Genomic DNA, 13081 nt, shown 5'->3' on the forward strand with positions numbered 1-13081 from the left:
AAATCCTTTCCAAGGAGGGCATTTTGGCTTCATCCATGTTGATCGGCATCCTGATCACATTCCTCGTCATCATTCTCGTTCTTTATCTGGTGCAGCGCCTGCCGCTCGACGCCAGGATGCGGCAGATCGTGCAGATCATCGTCATCATCATCGGCATCATTTCGCTGCTCAAATACCTCGCGGTTTTCTAGGTCGCGGAAGCCACCATTTATACCTCTTGAAAGGCGGCCCGGTTGTTTGTGACCGGGCCGCGACTCTTTTCGGAAGATGGTTCAATCGATTGATATTGCTTGTCTTTCGATAAAATTTGCGGCAGGTCTTGCCGTTGTCATGCTCGTTTGACAAAACAGGCGCGCCTCCGGCGGGAGGTGGTATGCGAACGAGGATTTCCCGAAAATGAATGTGGCCCAGAACATCGTCGCCGGCCTTGACCGGATACTCACCATGGAACTGGCGCGCGTCACCGAACGGGCCGCCGTGGCAGCCGCCAGGCTCCGCGGCCGCGGCGATGAGAAGGCTGCCGACCAGGTCGCGGTCGACGCCATGCGCCAGGAGCTCAATCGCCTGGCCATCAAAGGCACGGTGGTGATCGGCGAGGGCGAGCGCGACGAGGCGCCGATGCTCTATATTGGCGAGGAGGTCGGCACCGGCAAAGGTCCGGCGGTCGATATCGCGCTCGATCCGCTCGAAGGCACGACGATCTGCGCCAAGAACCTGCCCAATGCACTGGCCGTCATCGCCATCGCCGAGAAGGGCAGCCTGCTGTTCGCGCCCGACGTCTACATGGACAAGATCGCCATTGGTCCGGGCTATGCCGAGGGCGTCATCGATATCGATGCCCCGGCGGCCGAAAACATCGCAAGCCTGGCCCGGGCCAAGGGTGTCGCCGTGTCCGAAATCACCACCTGCATCCTCGACCGTCCGCGCCATGCCAGGCTGATCGAGGCCGTGCGCGCCACGGGAGCAGCGATCCGGCTGATCGGCGACGGCGACGTGGCCGGCATCATCCACACCACGGACCCGGAAGAAACCGGCATCGATATCTATCTCGGCACCGGCGGTGCGCCGGAAGGCGTGCTGGCTGCGGCCGCACTGCGCTGTACCGGCGGCCAGATGCAGGGCCGACTGCTGCTTGACACACCCGAGAAGATCGCCCGCGCGGCGAAGATGGGCATTTCCGATCCAAAGCGGATCTATCATGCGGAAGACATGGCGCGCGGCGACGTGCTGTTCGCGGCCACCGGCGTCACCGACGGCAATATGCTGGCCGGCGTCAAGTTCGGCCGCACCACGATCACCACGCACACGATCGTGCTGCGCTCCTCGTCACGAACAGTGCGGGAGATAAAGGCCCGGCATCAGGATCTGGATAAGTTCTAGACATCCTTGCGAAGCGGCGCCGCAGTTGTTAGCCCTTGGCCGCATCTGAACCTGGCCGCGCGAGGATTGACGATGAAAGCGTTCGATTGGCACGCGGATCCGATTTCGCGTGCCACGCCCGTCACGAAATCCTATCGCAATACCCAGAATGTCCGCCGCTTTCTCACCCGCGAATGCGGCGATGCGTTCAGGTTCGACCGGCCTTTCATGGCCTGGCTCAAGGACGGTCGGGAAAAGGCGATGGGGGATGCGGCCGACGAATGGATCCGGCGTCGGGCCGCAAGTCGGAAAGCGTAGTGAATTTTCCTGGCTGTGCCTATCCCAGAACCGCCGCGCACTTTTGGGCGACATGCACTATCCTGCCGCCAACAATGAATTGGCAAAACGCATGATGGGCGACAGGCGCCTCTTCCTCGATGTCAGGCAATCGGCGACCGGTCTCTCGTGGGAGCACCGGCTGACCGAACGGCAGGACATGACGGCGCTTGCCATCGCGCAGGGCCATGGCGTGCCCGACATCGTCGCGCGCGTTCTGGCCGGACGCGGCGTCACCGCCGATGAGACCGAGCGCTTCCTTGATCCGACGATCCGTGACCTGTTGCCCAATCCTGCGTCACTGACCGACATGGACAAGGCCGCCGCCCGCATCGCGGCCGCGGTGATGGCCAGGGAAAAGGTAGCGATCTTTGGCGACTATGATGTCGACGGCGCCGCCTCGTCCGCCTTGCTGAAGCGGTTCCTGGCGCATTTCTCGGTGCCGTCGGAAATCTATATCCCGGATCGCATTTTCGAGGGCTACGGCCCCAATCCCGATGCCATGCGCGAACTCGTGTCGCGCGGCGCGACGCTGATCGTCACCGTCGACTGCGGCACCAACAGCGCCGTTTCCGTCGATGCGGCCAATGAAGCCGGCGCCGATGTCGTGGTGCTCGACCACCACCAGGTCGGCGGAGCCTTGCCGGCGGCGATTGCCGTCGTCAATCCAAACCGCGACGACGATCTTTCCGGGCAGGGCCATCTGTGTGCCGCCGGCGTGGTCTTCCTCGCTCTGGTGCAGGCCGCAAAAATCCTGCGTGGCCTCAGCGATTTTGCGCCGCCCGACCTGCTTTCGCTGCTCGATCTCGCTGCATTGGCTACCGTTTGCGACGTGGTGCCGCTCACCGGCGTCAATCGTGCCTTCGTCGTCAAAGGGCTGCAAATGGCGCGCCAGCAGAAGAATGAAGGGCTGGCCGCGTTGGCGCGGGTTTCTCGCATCGGCGAGCCGATCAGCACCTTTCATCTCGCCTATCTGATCGGTCCGCGCATCAATGCCGGCGGGCGTATCGGCGATGCGGCGCTTGGCAGCCGGCTGCTTGCAACGGACGATCCGGTCGAGGCTCGGACCATCGCCGAGACGCTCGACCGGCTGAACCAGGAACGGCAACAGATGGAGCAGGAGATGCTGGCCCAGGCGCGCGCCGAAGCCGATGCGGAGCTTGCCGGTGGCAACGGACCGGCGATCATCGTCACCGCCAGCAACAGCTGGCACCCCGGCATCGTCGGCCTGCTCGCCTCGAGGCTCAAGGATCACGCGCGGCGGCCGGCTTTCGCCATCGCCTTCAATGCCGTGGGAATCGGTACCGGTTCGGGCCGTTCGGTGTCGGGCTTCGATCTCGGCCGTTTGGTGCGCGAGGCCGCCGCTGCCGGACTGATCGTCAAGGGCGGCGGCCATGGCATGGCGGCCGGCATAACCGTGGAGCGCGCCAAGCTCGGCGAACTCAGGGCGTTCTTCGAGGAACGGGCGGCCGCTGACGTTTTCCGGCTGCAGGACGAGGAAAGCCTGGCGATCGACGGTGCGCTCGCTGCCGAGGGCGCAACGCTCAACCTGCTCGACGCCTTGGAAAAGGCTGGCCCATTCGGCGCCGGCCATGTCCCTCCGGTTTTCGTGCTGCCGCGTCATCGGCTGGCCGACGCACGGCCGGTCGGCACAAACCATATACGCTGCGAATTGCAGTCGGACAGCGGTGGCCGCATCCAGGCGATCGCCTTTCGCGCCGTCGATACGGTGCTTGGCGAGTTCCTGTTCAAGAACCGAGGCAAGACCGTGCATGTGGCAGGCTCGTTGTCGGGCAATTACTGGAACGGCAACCGCACTGTGCAGTTCCGCATTGTCGATGCGGCGCGCGCGTGAGGTTTGATCAGGCGAGAACGGTCTGCAGCCGGCTCAGCTCACCAATCTGCGCCATCGTTGCCTGGTAGCCGAGCTGGATTGCCTCGTCGGCGCGATGGAATTCGGTGAGGCCGATATGGCTGAGCTTGGGCTGCAGCGACATGTCGGGCGGATCGCCGGCCAGCCTGGCGCGCGAGATGCGATCCTGGATGATGTTGAAGGCCTCGACCATGACGCCGGTGATGCCGAGGCGTGTCTGATGCGACTGGTGCTCGGCATCGACGCGCCCGCCGCGCGTTGCGTCCTTTTCGACAACCAGCTCGCCAGCGCTGTGCTTGATCACGGCGGCGCGGCCGAACAGGTCGTAGTGAAGGTTGACCGCCACGACGAGCGGCTGCTCGTAGGCGCGGCAGACCGACACAGGAACCGGGTTGACCAGTGCGCCGTCGACCAGCACGCGGCCGTTGCAGTTTACCGGCTCGAACACGCCAGGCAGTGCGTAGGACGCGCGCATGGCTGTGATCAGCGAGCCGCTCGACAGCCAGATCTCGTGGCCGGTGCGGATTTCCGATGCGACGCAGACGAAAGGCTTGGGCAGCTCCTCGAAACGGACGCCGTTCACATGTTCGCGCAGGCGGGCATCCAGCTTCATGCCGCCAAACAGGCCGCTGCCGCGCAGATTGAGATCTAGCAGGCCGAAAATGCGCCGCTTGGTCAGGCCGCGGGCGAACTCTTCCAACTCGTCCAGTTTGCCGGCGAGATAACAGCCGCCGACCAGCGCGCCGATCGAGGTGCCGGCGATCATCGAAACTTCGATGCCCGCTTCGTCCAACGCGCGCAGCACGCCGATATGGGCCCAGCCCCGGGCGCAACCGCCGCCCAAAGCGAGCGAAATGCCTGTTTTTCCTGGAGATTTGGTTTCCGGTGCGCCGCCGGACGAGGAGAGGCCGTTGGCTTCTCGAACGTCTGGTCTGTTACGCAATGACGCCCACTCGAGCATCATGATCTCCCTTGTCCCACATCCCTTGTATCAGAAGGATGTTTGAGAATAGTGAACGTGAGTGGTTTGTGAATATGGAATGGTTCACAAAGGCTTCCGATACGTGTTTTCCGCATCGAACAGCGGCTTGCTGCCATCGTCGGCAAGCGTCGCCTTGCCGTCGGTCAGCCCCACCGTCCGATAGAAGCAGGAACGCCGGCCGGTGTGACAGGTTGCGTCGTGGCCCAACACTTTCACGCGAAGCCACAATGCGTCCTGGTCGCAGTCCGTGCGCATCTCGACGACATGTTGGAAATTGCCCGAGGTATCGCCCTTTTTCCACAGCGCGTTGCGCGAGCGCGACCAGTAGTGGGCGATGCCAGTTTCCAGCGTCAGAGCCAATGCCTGCGCATTCATGTGTGCGACCATCAGCAGCATGCCGTCTTCGGCATCGGTGACGACCACGGTGACGAGGCCGGCGGCGTCGAAGCGCGGTGACAACACCGCGCCTTCTTCCAGGGCCTTCTTGTCTGACGAAGCTTTGGGAAATTCCAGTGCCGACATCGCCGGTCTATTTTCCTGTTGACCGTGACGCCGGCGAGGGGCTCACGCCCCGCCGCGCACCATGGTGACAAAACGAACCTGCTCCTCCGGCGTGTCCTTGAAGACGCCGGTGAAGGTGGAGGTCAGCGTGGTCGAACCCTGCTTGCGAATGCCGCGCATGGCCATGCACATATGCTCGGCCTCGATCATGACAGCGACGCCGCGCGGATTGAGCACATCCTGGATGACGCCGGCGATCTGCGCGGTCAGCGCTTCCTGCGTCTGCAGGCGATGCGCGAAGATATCGACGACGCGCGCGATCTTGGACAGGCCGACCACCTTGCCGTCCGGCAGATAACCGACATGCGCCTTGCCGATGATCGGCACCATGTGGTGCTCGCAATGCGAATGGAACTGGATGTCCCTGACGATGACGAGATCGTCGTAGCCGGCGACCTCTTCGAAGGTGCGGCCGAGCTCCTCGGCCGGACACATGTCATAGCCGCCGAACATTTCGCGGAAGGCCTTGGCCACGCGCTTGGGCGTGTCGATCAGACCTTCGCGGTCCGGATTGTCACCGGTCCAGCGCAAAAGCGTGCGCACGGCGGCCTCGACCTCGGCTTCGCTCGGACGGTCGGTGACCGGCTTTTCCATATAGGCGGACTGGGGCATGAGTTTCTTGATGACGGCATCCATAAAAGGCGTCTCCCGTAGTTCCTCTCCAAGGAGGAACGAGTTGAACGGACCACGACCTTTCGGTGTCGGAAACTCGCCCCGTTTCCAGCCCCGTAAGCGGCGTGAACTCCCCGGCCAGGACAGCGGCGCTCATCGCCTTGTCGTTACCGGACTGTGAGCATTATATAAGATCGTAGCGAGCGAAAGGAAGATACGGCAGCGGCAATCGCTGTTCGCTTGGCGGCGACGGATTGGAAAATAATGATCAACGACGTCTATAACGCGAAAATTCTCGGCTTTGCCGGAAACATCGCCCGCATCGGCCGGCTCGATCATCCCGACGCGACCGCGAAGGCGCATTCCAAACTGTGCGGTTCGACCGTTACCGTCGATCTCAAGATGGAGGATGGCGTGGTCACCGACTTCGCCCATGACGTGAAGGCCTGCGCGCTCGGCCAGGCGTCGTCCTCGATCATGGCGCAGCATGTCGTCGGCGCGAGTGCCGAGGAATTGCGCGCGGTGCGCGACACCATGCTGAAAATGCTGAAGGAAAATGGCGAGCCGCCGGAAGGGCGCTTCGCAGACCTCAAATATCTGGAGCCGGTGCGCGACTACAAGGCGCGCCATGCCTCGACCATGCTGACCTTCGATGCCGTGGTCGACGCCATCGGCCAGATCGAGAAGAAGCGCGCCGAACAAGCGGCTTAAGCCTGCTCCTGCAGCGCGTGTCTGCTTTCGGCAAATTCGCCTCTTAACCAGTCGGCGAACGCGGATGCCGGTTCCGATAGACCGCCCAAATCCCTGGCCACCAGCCAGTACGCGCCCGAGGCAACATCGATGTCGAAGGGCTTGATCAGCGCGCCGGTTTTGACCTCGTTGCCGATCTGAAGGAGATCGCCCAGCGCCACGCCATGTCCGAGCAGGGCAGCCTGCTTGGAAAGCGATGCGTCCGCCAGCATCGGACCCCGCGCGGGCACGGCATCCGCTGGCACGCCAGCCGCTTCGAACCAGCGCGTCCAACCCTGGCGATTTTCCTCATGCAAAAGCGTGTAGCGGGCAAGGTCGACCGGCTTCTCCAGAGGGGGACCGGAGGCGAGCAGTGCCGGCGACAGAACCGGCGAGTCGACCGTGGAGGCAAGCCGCTCCGCCTGGCTGCGTGGCCAGGAGGTGGCGGCGGGACTGAAGCGCAGGGCAAGCTCGGGCTGGTCACTGCGGAATTCGATCAGCCTGACATCGACTTCGAGTGATACGTCGATGTCAGGCCGTAACTGGCGAAACCGATTGAGCCGGGGGACCAGCCAGACGGAGGCAAGCGACGGCTCGATGCTGACGCGAACCACCGACTGCCCCGGGGCTGCCGCCAATTCGCAGAGCAGCCGATCGATGGCGTCGAAACTTGTTACAAGCTGATCAAGCAGCCGGCGGCCGGCGTCGGTCAGTTCGACGCGTCGATGGTGACGTTCGAACAAGGGCTGGCGCAGGAAGGTTTCGAGTTCACGGATCTGGCGGCTAATTGCAGCCTGCGAGACGAAAAGCTCCTCGGCGGCCTTGCTGAAGCTCAGATGCCGGCCCGCCGCCTCGAAACTCCTCAATGCCGTCAGCGGCAGGCGCGCGCGCTTCATTTTCGCATAACCCAGGATCATCCGAAGTGGAAATTATACTCGTTTGAAGGCGAACGCCAGCGGCGGTCTAATCGCGTCAAAGGAGACACGACCATGATCCAGTTCCTGGACATTTTCGGCGATGTCATGCGGATCGCAACGTTCCAATGGCGCGACGAAAGGCACCATGCTGAACGTTGCGATGAGCCTGCCATCCCTAGCCGCCGGGCGCATCCGGTTGAAAGGCGGCGTTTACGGCGCTTCCGGCCATGACGGCAGGGCATACAGGGGTGGGGATTGCGTTCTTCCGACGAAGCTCACATCTATCGCTGGGAAGAACGCGAGATGGAGATTGCGGTGCACGACCCGCATGGGCATGCCCACACCGCCAGACCGCCGGGGCGCGGCCGCAACTGGCCCGGCCCGTGGCGCAAGACGCCTGGCCGTCTCCTCGGCACGTCGGTCGTGCGCTTCTACCAGCTGACGCTGTCGGGCTTTGTCGGCAATTCCTGCCGGCATCTGCCGACCTGTTCCGAATATGCGCATGAGGCGATCGCCCGCCATGGCCTGTGGGCCGGCGGCTGGATGGGGTTTTTCCGTGTGCTGCGCTGCGGGCCCTTCGGCACGCATGGCATCGACCTGGTGCCGGAAGCGCTGTCGGATCGTTATGTCTGGTTTATGCCGTGGCGCTATTGGCGGATCGGCAAGAAGAGTGCCGAAACCAAGGCATGAATGCACCGGTCACGCTTCGCATGGAAGCGCGCGTTTACGATCGGGTAGGGTTAACGCAAGCCTGCACAAAGACTGCGCATTTGAGACAAAATCGAGACAAGAGACCTCGCTAAGCCCGCTCGCGAATACCCTTTCTGGAGCGAGCATCAATGCGTAACATCGACCGGTTTCCCTTTATCCTGGCTGGAGTGCTGTTCCTGCTCGCCTGGCTGCTGGGGTTCCCGATGCGCGCGCAATCGGCGCCGCTTGGGGACGTGCAGTGCACGCTGATCGCCGATGCGGCGACCGGCAAGACGCTCTATCAGGACGGCACTTGCGACCAGCGGTTCAGCCCGGCCTCGACGTTCAAGGTGCCGCTTTCGCTGATCGGCTATGATGCGGGCATCCTGAGCGACGAACACACGCCGAGCTGGGATTACAAACCCGAGTTCAATGCGGTGAAGCGGGATCAGAAGACCGTCGATCCGGTGATCTGGGAGCGCGATTCGATTCTGTGGTTCTCGCGGGAGATCACGCGGCGACTCGGTGCTGAAAAGTTTGCCGGCTATGTCTCGAAACTCGACTACGGCAACAATGACGTTTCCGGCAATCCCGGCAAGAATGATGGCCTGACCCATTCCTGGGTGAACTCCTCGCTCAAGATCACACCGGTGGAGCAGGTCGATTTCCTGCGCAAGCTGCTTGCCCGTAAGCTGCCGGTCTCGGCCAAGGCCTACGACATGACGTCAGCCATCATCCCGACATTCCAGGCCGGAGGCTGGACGGTGCAAGGCAAGACCGGCAGCACAAGGCTGGCCAATGATGCCGACAAGGTCAGGGACAAGCGTTCGCTGGGGTGGTTCGTCGGCTGGGCAAAAAAGGACGGCCAGCAGATCGTCTTTGCGCGCCTGGTCGTCGACGCCACTCGCACCGATATGCCCAAGGGGCTCAAGACGCGGGCAGCGTTCCTGAAGGATCTGCCGCTGCTGGTGAAATAATCTGGTCAGGCGGTTCGGCGGGCACGGATGATGTGGCCGCCGGAATTGCTCGTCATTGCTTTCGGTGCCCCGGAAAAGCGCGCGGCAATATCGCCGCTCTGGATATCTTCGATCTCGTCGAAGCCGAGCTCGGTCAGGGATTTCGTCAGTTCTGCTGGCACAAAGAAGCTGATCCATGGCTCGCCGACAGACGCGACGCGCGCCGCATGGTAGGCGAGAGCAGCTCTTCCCGCCGCATCGCGGTTCTCGGCCGGCTCGCTATAGTCGAACACGACCTCCGAGCCGGGGATGGCCGCTATCCAGGACAGTGTGCCGAAGATCGCTTCCCTGGTCAGATAGGGGACGACCCCCAGCCAGATGAAGAAGCTTGGCTCGGTCGACCGCAAACCGGCCGCATCCAGTTCCGCGGCCAGGCTCTGCCGCTCGAAATCGACCGGCACGAATCTGGTGACGGGTGGCTCGGCAAGACCGCTATCAGCCATGCAGTTGCGCTTCCAGGCTTGCGTCGCCGGGTGGTCGACTTCGAACACGCCGAGATCCGGATACGGATTGCGCAGCGAAAACGTATCGAGGCCGGCGCCAAGCACGACAAGCTGACGGACACCACGACGCACCGCCACCGCCAGCCAGTCCTCGGCGAACCGGGCGCGCGCGGTCACAAACAGGCGCATGAGCCGGCCGCGCTCGTCTTCCTGCTCAAGCTCCTGTGCCGCGGGAGCCGCTTCACCCAGAATCGCGATGGCATAGGGATCGCGAAACAGCCCTGCTTGCGGCGAAAACTGATGCAGAGCCCTCATGCGTGCGACGCCAAGGGCGGTTCGGCTGGGTGTTGCGTCTTCCATGCTGGTGATTCCAGTTTATGTCGTGCATTTTCGCAAGCATTTGCGATCGGTCAGCGACATCTGTGGTGACATTTCCTGACGGTTGCACCAATTGCCGCTCTTTACCTGACGCAATGCTGCCTCTAAAACCTCGCCGCTGCCGGATGCCTCCGGCTTTTCCCACGACCACCCGCGCTCGTTTGCGGGACTGGATAGGAGATACCAATGCTGAATTCCGTTTCCCTGACATTTCCCGATGGCTCCGTCCGCGACTACGACGCGGCGATGACCGGCGCCGGCCTTGCCGAATCGATCTCGAAGTCGCTCGCCAAGAAAGCTGTCGCCTACGCCATCGACGGCACCGTGCGCGATCTCTCGGACCCGCTCGGCAAGTCGGGCAAGGTCGAGATCATCACCCGAGACGATGCGCGCGCTCTCGAGCTTATCCGTCACGACACCGCGCACGTGCTGGCGGAAGCCGTGCAGGAATTGTGGCCGGGTACGCAGGTGACCATCGGACCGGTGATCGAGAACGGGTTCTATTACGACTTCGCCCGCAACGAGCCGTTCACGCCCGACGACTTTCCGGTCATCGAGAAGAAGATGCGCGAGATCATCGCGCGCAACAAGCCGTTCACCAAGGAGGTCTGGTCGCGCGACAGGGCGAAAAAGGTGTTCGCCGACAAGGGCGAGCGCTACAAGCTCGAGCTGATCGACGCCATTCCCGAGGACCAGGATCTCAAGATCTACGCGCAGGGCGACTGGTTCGATCTTTGCCGTGGCCCGCACATGGCCTCGACTGGCCAGATTGGCAACGCCTTCAAGCTGATGAAGGTGGCGGGCGCCTATTGGCGTGGCGATTCGAACAATCCGATGCTGACGCGTATCTACGGCACGGCCTGGGCCGACCAGGCGCAGCTAGAAGCCTACCAGACGATGCTGGAGGAGGCTGAAAAGCGCGACCACCGCAAGCTTGGCCGGGAGATGGACCTGTTCCATTTCCAGGAAGAGGGACCGGGCGTCGTCTTCTGGCACGCCAAGGGCTGGAAGATGTTCCAGAACCTGGTCAATTACATGCGCCGTCGCCTCGACGAGCAGGGCTATCAGGAGGTCAATGCCCCTCAGGTGCTCGACAAGAGCCTGTGGGAAACGTCGGGCCACTGGGGTTGGTATCGCGACGCCATGTTCAAGGTGACGGTCGCCGGTGACGACACCGACGACGACCGTGTCTTTGCGTTGAAGCCGATGAACTGCCCCGGACATGTGCAGATTTTCAAGCATGGATTGAAGTCCTATCGCGATCTGCCCGTAAAACTTGCTGAATTCGGCAATGTGCATCGCTACGAACCGTCGGGAGCACTGCACGGTCTGATGCGCGTGCGCGGCTTCACGCAGGATGATGCGCACATCTTCTGCACCGAAGAGCAGCTGGCAGCGGAATGCCTGCGCATCAACGATTTGATCCTGTCGACCTATGCCGATTTCGGTTTTGAAGAGGTCAGCGTCAAGCTGTCGACGCGGCCGGACAAGCGGGTCGGCACCGATGAGGCCTGGGACCACGCCGAGGCGATCATGGGCAACGTGCTGGAGACGATCAGGACAAGATCGGGCAACCGGATCAAGACCTCGATCAATCCGGGCGAGGGCGCCTTCTACGGGCCGAAGTTCGAATATGTGCTGAAGGATGCCATCGGCCGTGAATGGCAATGCGGCACCACGCAGGTCGATTTCAACCTGCCGGAACGTTTTGGCGCCTTCTACATCGGCTCGGATTCGGAAAAGAAGCAGCCCGTCATGGTGCACCGTGCCATTTGCGGTTCGATGGAGCGCTTCCTCGGCATCCTCATCGAGAACTATTCCGGACATTTCCCGCTGTGGTTCGCACCGCTGCAGGTCGTGGTGGCGACGATCACCTCCGAGGCGGACGGCTATGCGACCGAAGTGGTGGCAAAGCTGAAGGCCGCAGGCCTGTTGGCGGAGGCCGACCTTCGCAACGAGAAGATCAACTACAAGGTCCGTGAGCACAGTTTGGCCAAGGTGCCGGTCATCCTCGTCTGCGGCAAGCGCGAGGCGGAGGAGCAGACGGTCAACATCCGCCGGCTCGGCTCGCGCGACCAGGAATCGCTTGGCCTTGCCGAGGCGATCGAACGGCTGACCGAAGAAGCGATCACGCCCGATCGCCGGCGCAAACGCGCCGCCTGATCGTCATGGTCACAAGGAATGGCGGTGGAGCGCTCCACCGCCATTTTCATATCCCTGTCACGCCAACCTTGTAACGAGCAACGATGCTCAAACTGAAATTGCGCGAAAAACCGTTTCCAGAGCTTTCCTATGCCAATCCGCGCCAACCGGCGCTGACGCGCTGGGTCATCCATTCCATAGAAGGCCTGTCGGGCCGCGACCGGTATGCCGCGCTCTATGATTTCTGGCGCCGCCAGGTGGTGCCGACCGGCGAGCGCGTGTTCAGCCGCATGCTCGACCTGATCGAGGTGCGGATACGCACCGCCGACCAGTGGCCGCCAGCGCCATTGCCGGACACACCGCTGGTGATCGTGGCCAACCATCCGTTCGGCATCGGCGACGGCATTGCCGTGCTCTCCTTGGTGGAGCAGCTCGGGCGACCTTTCCGGGTGATGATCCACAAGGATTTGCTCAAGATCCGCGAGATGGAGCCCTATTCGCTGCCGATCGACTTCTCCGAGACGAAGGACGCACTGAAGAACAACATGGCCGTGCGCCACGAGGCGGTGCGGCTGCTGAAGGAGGGCGTCACCATCGTGGTGTTTCCCGCCGGTGGCGTGGCCACCGCGCCGAAAGGCTTTGGCCGGGCGCGCGACCTGCCATGGAAGATGTTTCCGGCTCGCCTCGTCCAGGATGCCAAGGCGTCCGTCATTCCGATGCATTTTTCCGGTCAGAACGGCAGGCTGTTCCATCTGGTCAGCGGGCCGATGAACATGGCCGAGCGCGACGGCCGCGTCGCCAAATTCGTCGGCAAGGCCTCGCTGACCCTGCGCCTTTCGATGCTCATCCACGAGTTCGCGCGGTTGTCAGGTAAGGCGATAGACGTGCGTGTCGGCGAGATACTGAGCTGGAGCGAACTGGAGCCGCTGCGCGACCGCAAGGCATTGCTCGACCGGCTTTATCGCGGCGTGTTCGATCTCGCGCCGCCAGCGCCGCGCCGCCGGATGCCATTCCTGCCGGCGCGAACAAAGCTGGCAGCCTAG

15 protein-coding genes are annotated in these 13081 nt (G+C 62.6%); 10 read left to right on the forward strand and 5 right to left on the reverse strand.

Annotation, left to right across the window (positions count from 1 at the left end):
* Positions 1 to 23 precede the first annotated feature (23 nt).
* The 4 genes from EB233_RS17930 (at position 24) to recJ (ending at position 3550) form a co-directional block, all read left to right on the forward strand.
* The gene (locus EB233_RS17930; protein ID WP_081293949.1) at positions 24 to 191 is read left to right on the forward strand and encodes a Thivi_2564 family membrane protein; all 168 of its coding nucleotides are present in this window, start codon (positions 24 to 26) and stop codon (positions 189 to 191) included.
* Positions 192 to 396: 205 nt separating this feature from the next.
* The gene (glpX, locus tag EB233_RS17935; protein ID WP_027052096.1) at positions 397 to 1380 is read left to right on the forward strand and encodes a class II fructose-bisphosphatase; all 984 of its coding nucleotides are present in this window, start codon (positions 397 to 399) and stop codon (positions 1378 to 1380) included.
* 72 nt (positions 1381 to 1452) lie between these two features.
* Positions 1453 to 1677 (forward strand): DUF6434 domain-containing protein, encoded by a 225-nt coding sequence (locus EB233_RS17940; RefSeq protein ID WP_027052095.1) that lies wholly within the window; start codon positions 1453 to 1455, stop codon positions 1675 to 1677.
* 91 nt (positions 1678 to 1768) lie between these two features.
* The gene (gene recJ, locus EB233_RS17945) at positions 1769 to 3550 is read left to right on the forward strand and encodes a single-stranded-DNA-specific exonuclease RecJ (RefSeq protein WP_064988830.1); all 1782 of its coding nucleotides are present in this window, start codon (positions 1769 to 1771) and stop codon (positions 3548 to 3550) included.
* 7 nt (positions 3551 to 3557) lie between these two features.
* Here recJ and EB233_RS17950 read toward each other — a convergent pair whose 3' ends face one another.
* From EB233_RS17950 to folE, 3 genes are all read right to left on the reverse strand, one after another.
* Positions 3558 to 4529 carry a patatin family protein gene (locus tag EB233_RS17950; protein ID WP_064988831.1) on the reverse strand — a complete coding sequence of 324 codons (972 nt, stop codon included), beginning with the start codon at positions 4527 to 4529 and terminating at the stop codon, positions 3558 to 3560.
* A gap of 84 nt (positions 4530 to 4613) precedes the next feature.
* Positions 4614 to 5072, reverse strand: a complete 459-nt coding sequence (gene hisI / locus EB233_RS17955) for a phosphoribosyl-AMP cyclohydrolase (RefSeq protein WP_064988475.1) — start codon at positions 5070 to 5072, stop codon at positions 4614 to 4616.
* A 42-nt stretch (positions 5073 to 5114) separates the two neighbouring features.
* Complete coding sequence (gene folE / locus EB233_RS17960; protein WP_064988476.1) at positions 5115 to 5747, reverse strand: GTP cyclohydrolase I FolE; 633 nt, start codon at positions 5745 to 5747, stop codon at positions 5115 to 5117.
* Positions 5748 to 5987: 240 nt separating this feature from the next.
* Between folE and EB233_RS17965 the strand changes: the two genes are divergently transcribed.
* A complete protein-coding gene (locus EB233_RS17965; RefSeq protein WP_027052090.1) occupies positions 5988 to 6434 on the forward strand; it encodes an iron-sulfur cluster assembly scaffold protein in 447 nt (148 codons plus the stop codon).
* On the opposite strand, the gene EB233_RS17970 is transcribed toward EB233_RS17965, so the two are convergent.
* Positions 6431 to 7348 carry a LysR substrate-binding domain-containing protein gene (locus EB233_RS17970; protein ID WP_064988832.1) on the reverse strand — a complete coding sequence of 306 codons (918 nt, stop codon included), beginning with the start codon at positions 7346 to 7348 and terminating at the stop codon, positions 6431 to 6433. The genes EB233_RS17965 and EB233_RS17970 overlap by 4 nt on opposite strands.
* A 93-nt stretch (positions 7349 to 7441) precedes the next feature.
* On the opposite strand from EB233_RS17970, the gene EB233_RS17975 reads away from it, so the two are divergent.
* The 3 genes from EB233_RS17975 (at position 7442) to blaOXA (ending at position 9036) form a co-directional block, all read left to right on the forward strand.
* Positions 7442 to 7600: a hypothetical protein gene (locus EB233_RS17975; protein ID WP_081293950.1), complete on the forward strand. Its 159-nt coding sequence runs from the start codon at positions 7442 to 7444 to the stop codon at positions 7598 to 7600.
* 84 nt (positions 7601 to 7684) lie between these two features.
* On the forward strand, positions 7685 to 8059 hold the full coding sequence (yidD, locus tag EB233_RS17980; protein WP_064988833.1) for a membrane protein insertion efficiency factor YidD: 375 nt from the start codon (positions 7685 to 7687) through the stop codon (positions 8057 to 8059).
* Positions 8060 to 8208: 149 nt separating this feature from the next.
* A complete protein-coding gene (blaOXA, locus tag EB233_RS17985) occupies positions 8209 to 9036 on the forward strand; it encodes a class D beta-lactamase (RefSeq protein WP_064988478.1) in 828 nt (275 codons plus the stop codon).
* A 5-nt stretch (positions 9037 to 9041) separates the two neighbouring features.
* Here the strand turns inward: blaOXA and EB233_RS17990 are convergent, their stop codons facing one another.
* Positions 9042 to 9833: an SAM-dependent methyltransferase gene (locus EB233_RS17990; RefSeq protein ID WP_425487709.1), complete on the reverse strand. Its 792-nt coding sequence runs from the start codon at positions 9831 to 9833 to the stop codon at positions 9042 to 9044.
* A 249-nt stretch (positions 9834 to 10082) separates the two neighbouring features.
* Here EB233_RS17990 and thrS point away from each other — a divergent pair, with 249 nt between their 5' ends.
* Complete coding sequence (gene thrS / locus EB233_RS17995) at positions 10083 to 12059, forward strand: threonine--tRNA ligase (protein ID WP_064988480.1); 1977 nt, start codon at positions 10083 to 10085, stop codon at positions 12057 to 12059.
* 83 nt (positions 12060 to 12142) lie between these two features.
* A complete protein-coding gene (locus EB233_RS18000) occupies positions 12143 to 13081 on the forward strand; it encodes a lysophospholipid acyltransferase family protein (protein WP_064988481.1) in 939 nt (312 codons plus the stop codon).

This window comes from Mesorhizobium erdmanii (genome assembly GCF_013170725.1).
Classification (GTDB): Bacteria; Pseudomonadota; Alphaproteobacteria; order Rhizobiales; family Rhizobiaceae; genus Mesorhizobium; species Mesorhizobium erdmanii.

Excerpts from the sequence above, each read along its gene's own strand:
- glpX (WP_027052096.1), top strand. The coding sequence starts at position 397 with ATGAATGTGGCCCAGAACATCGTCGCCGGCCTTGACCGGATACTCACC.
- EB233_RS17940 (WP_027052095.1), top strand. The coding sequence starts at position 1,453 with ATGAAAGCGTTCGATTGGCACGCGGATCCGATTTCGCGTGCCACGCCC.
- hisI (WP_064988475.1), bottom strand. The coding sequence starts at position 5,072 with ATGTCGGCACTGGAATTTCCCAAAGCTTCGTCAGACAAGAAGGCCCTG.
- EB233_RS17975 (WP_081293950.1), top strand. The coding sequence starts at position 7,442 with ATGATCCAGTTCCTGGACATTTTCGGCGATGTCATGCGGATCGCAACG.
- EB233_RS17970 (WP_064988832.1), bottom strand. The coding sequence starts at position 7,348 with ATGAAGCGCGCGCGCCTGCCGCTGACGGCATTGAGGAGTTTCGAGGCG.
- recJ (WP_064988830.1), top strand. The coding sequence starts at position 1,769 with ATGATGGGCGACAGGCGCCTCTTCCTCGATGTCAGGCAATCGGCGACC.
- EB233_RS17950 (WP_064988831.1), bottom strand. The coding sequence starts at position 4,529 with ATGCTCGAGTGGGCGTCATTGCGTAACAGACCAGACGTTCGAGAAGCC.
- blaOXA (WP_064988478.1), top strand. The coding sequence starts at position 8,209 with ATGCGTAACATCGACCGGTTTCCCTTTATCCTGGCTGGAGTGCTGTTC.
- EB233_RS17965 (WP_027052090.1), top strand. The coding sequence starts at position 5,988 with ATGATCAACGACGTCTATAACGCGAAAATTCTCGGCTTTGCCGGAAAC.
- folE (WP_064988476.1), bottom strand. The coding sequence starts at position 5,747 with ATGGATGCCGTCATCAAGAAACTCATGCCCCAGTCCGCCTATATGGAA.
- EB233_RS17990 (WP_425487709.1), bottom strand. The coding sequence starts at position 9,833 with ATGAGGGCTCTGCATCAGTTTTCGCCGCAAGCAGGGCTGTTTCGCGAT.
- thrS (WP_064988480.1), top strand. The coding sequence starts at position 10,083 with ATGCTGAATTCCGTTTCCCTGACATTTCCCGATGGCTCCGTCCGCGAC.
- EB233_RS18000 (WP_064988481.1), top strand. The coding sequence starts at position 12,143 with ATGCTCAAACTGAAATTGCGCGAAAAACCGTTTCCAGAGCTTTCCTAT.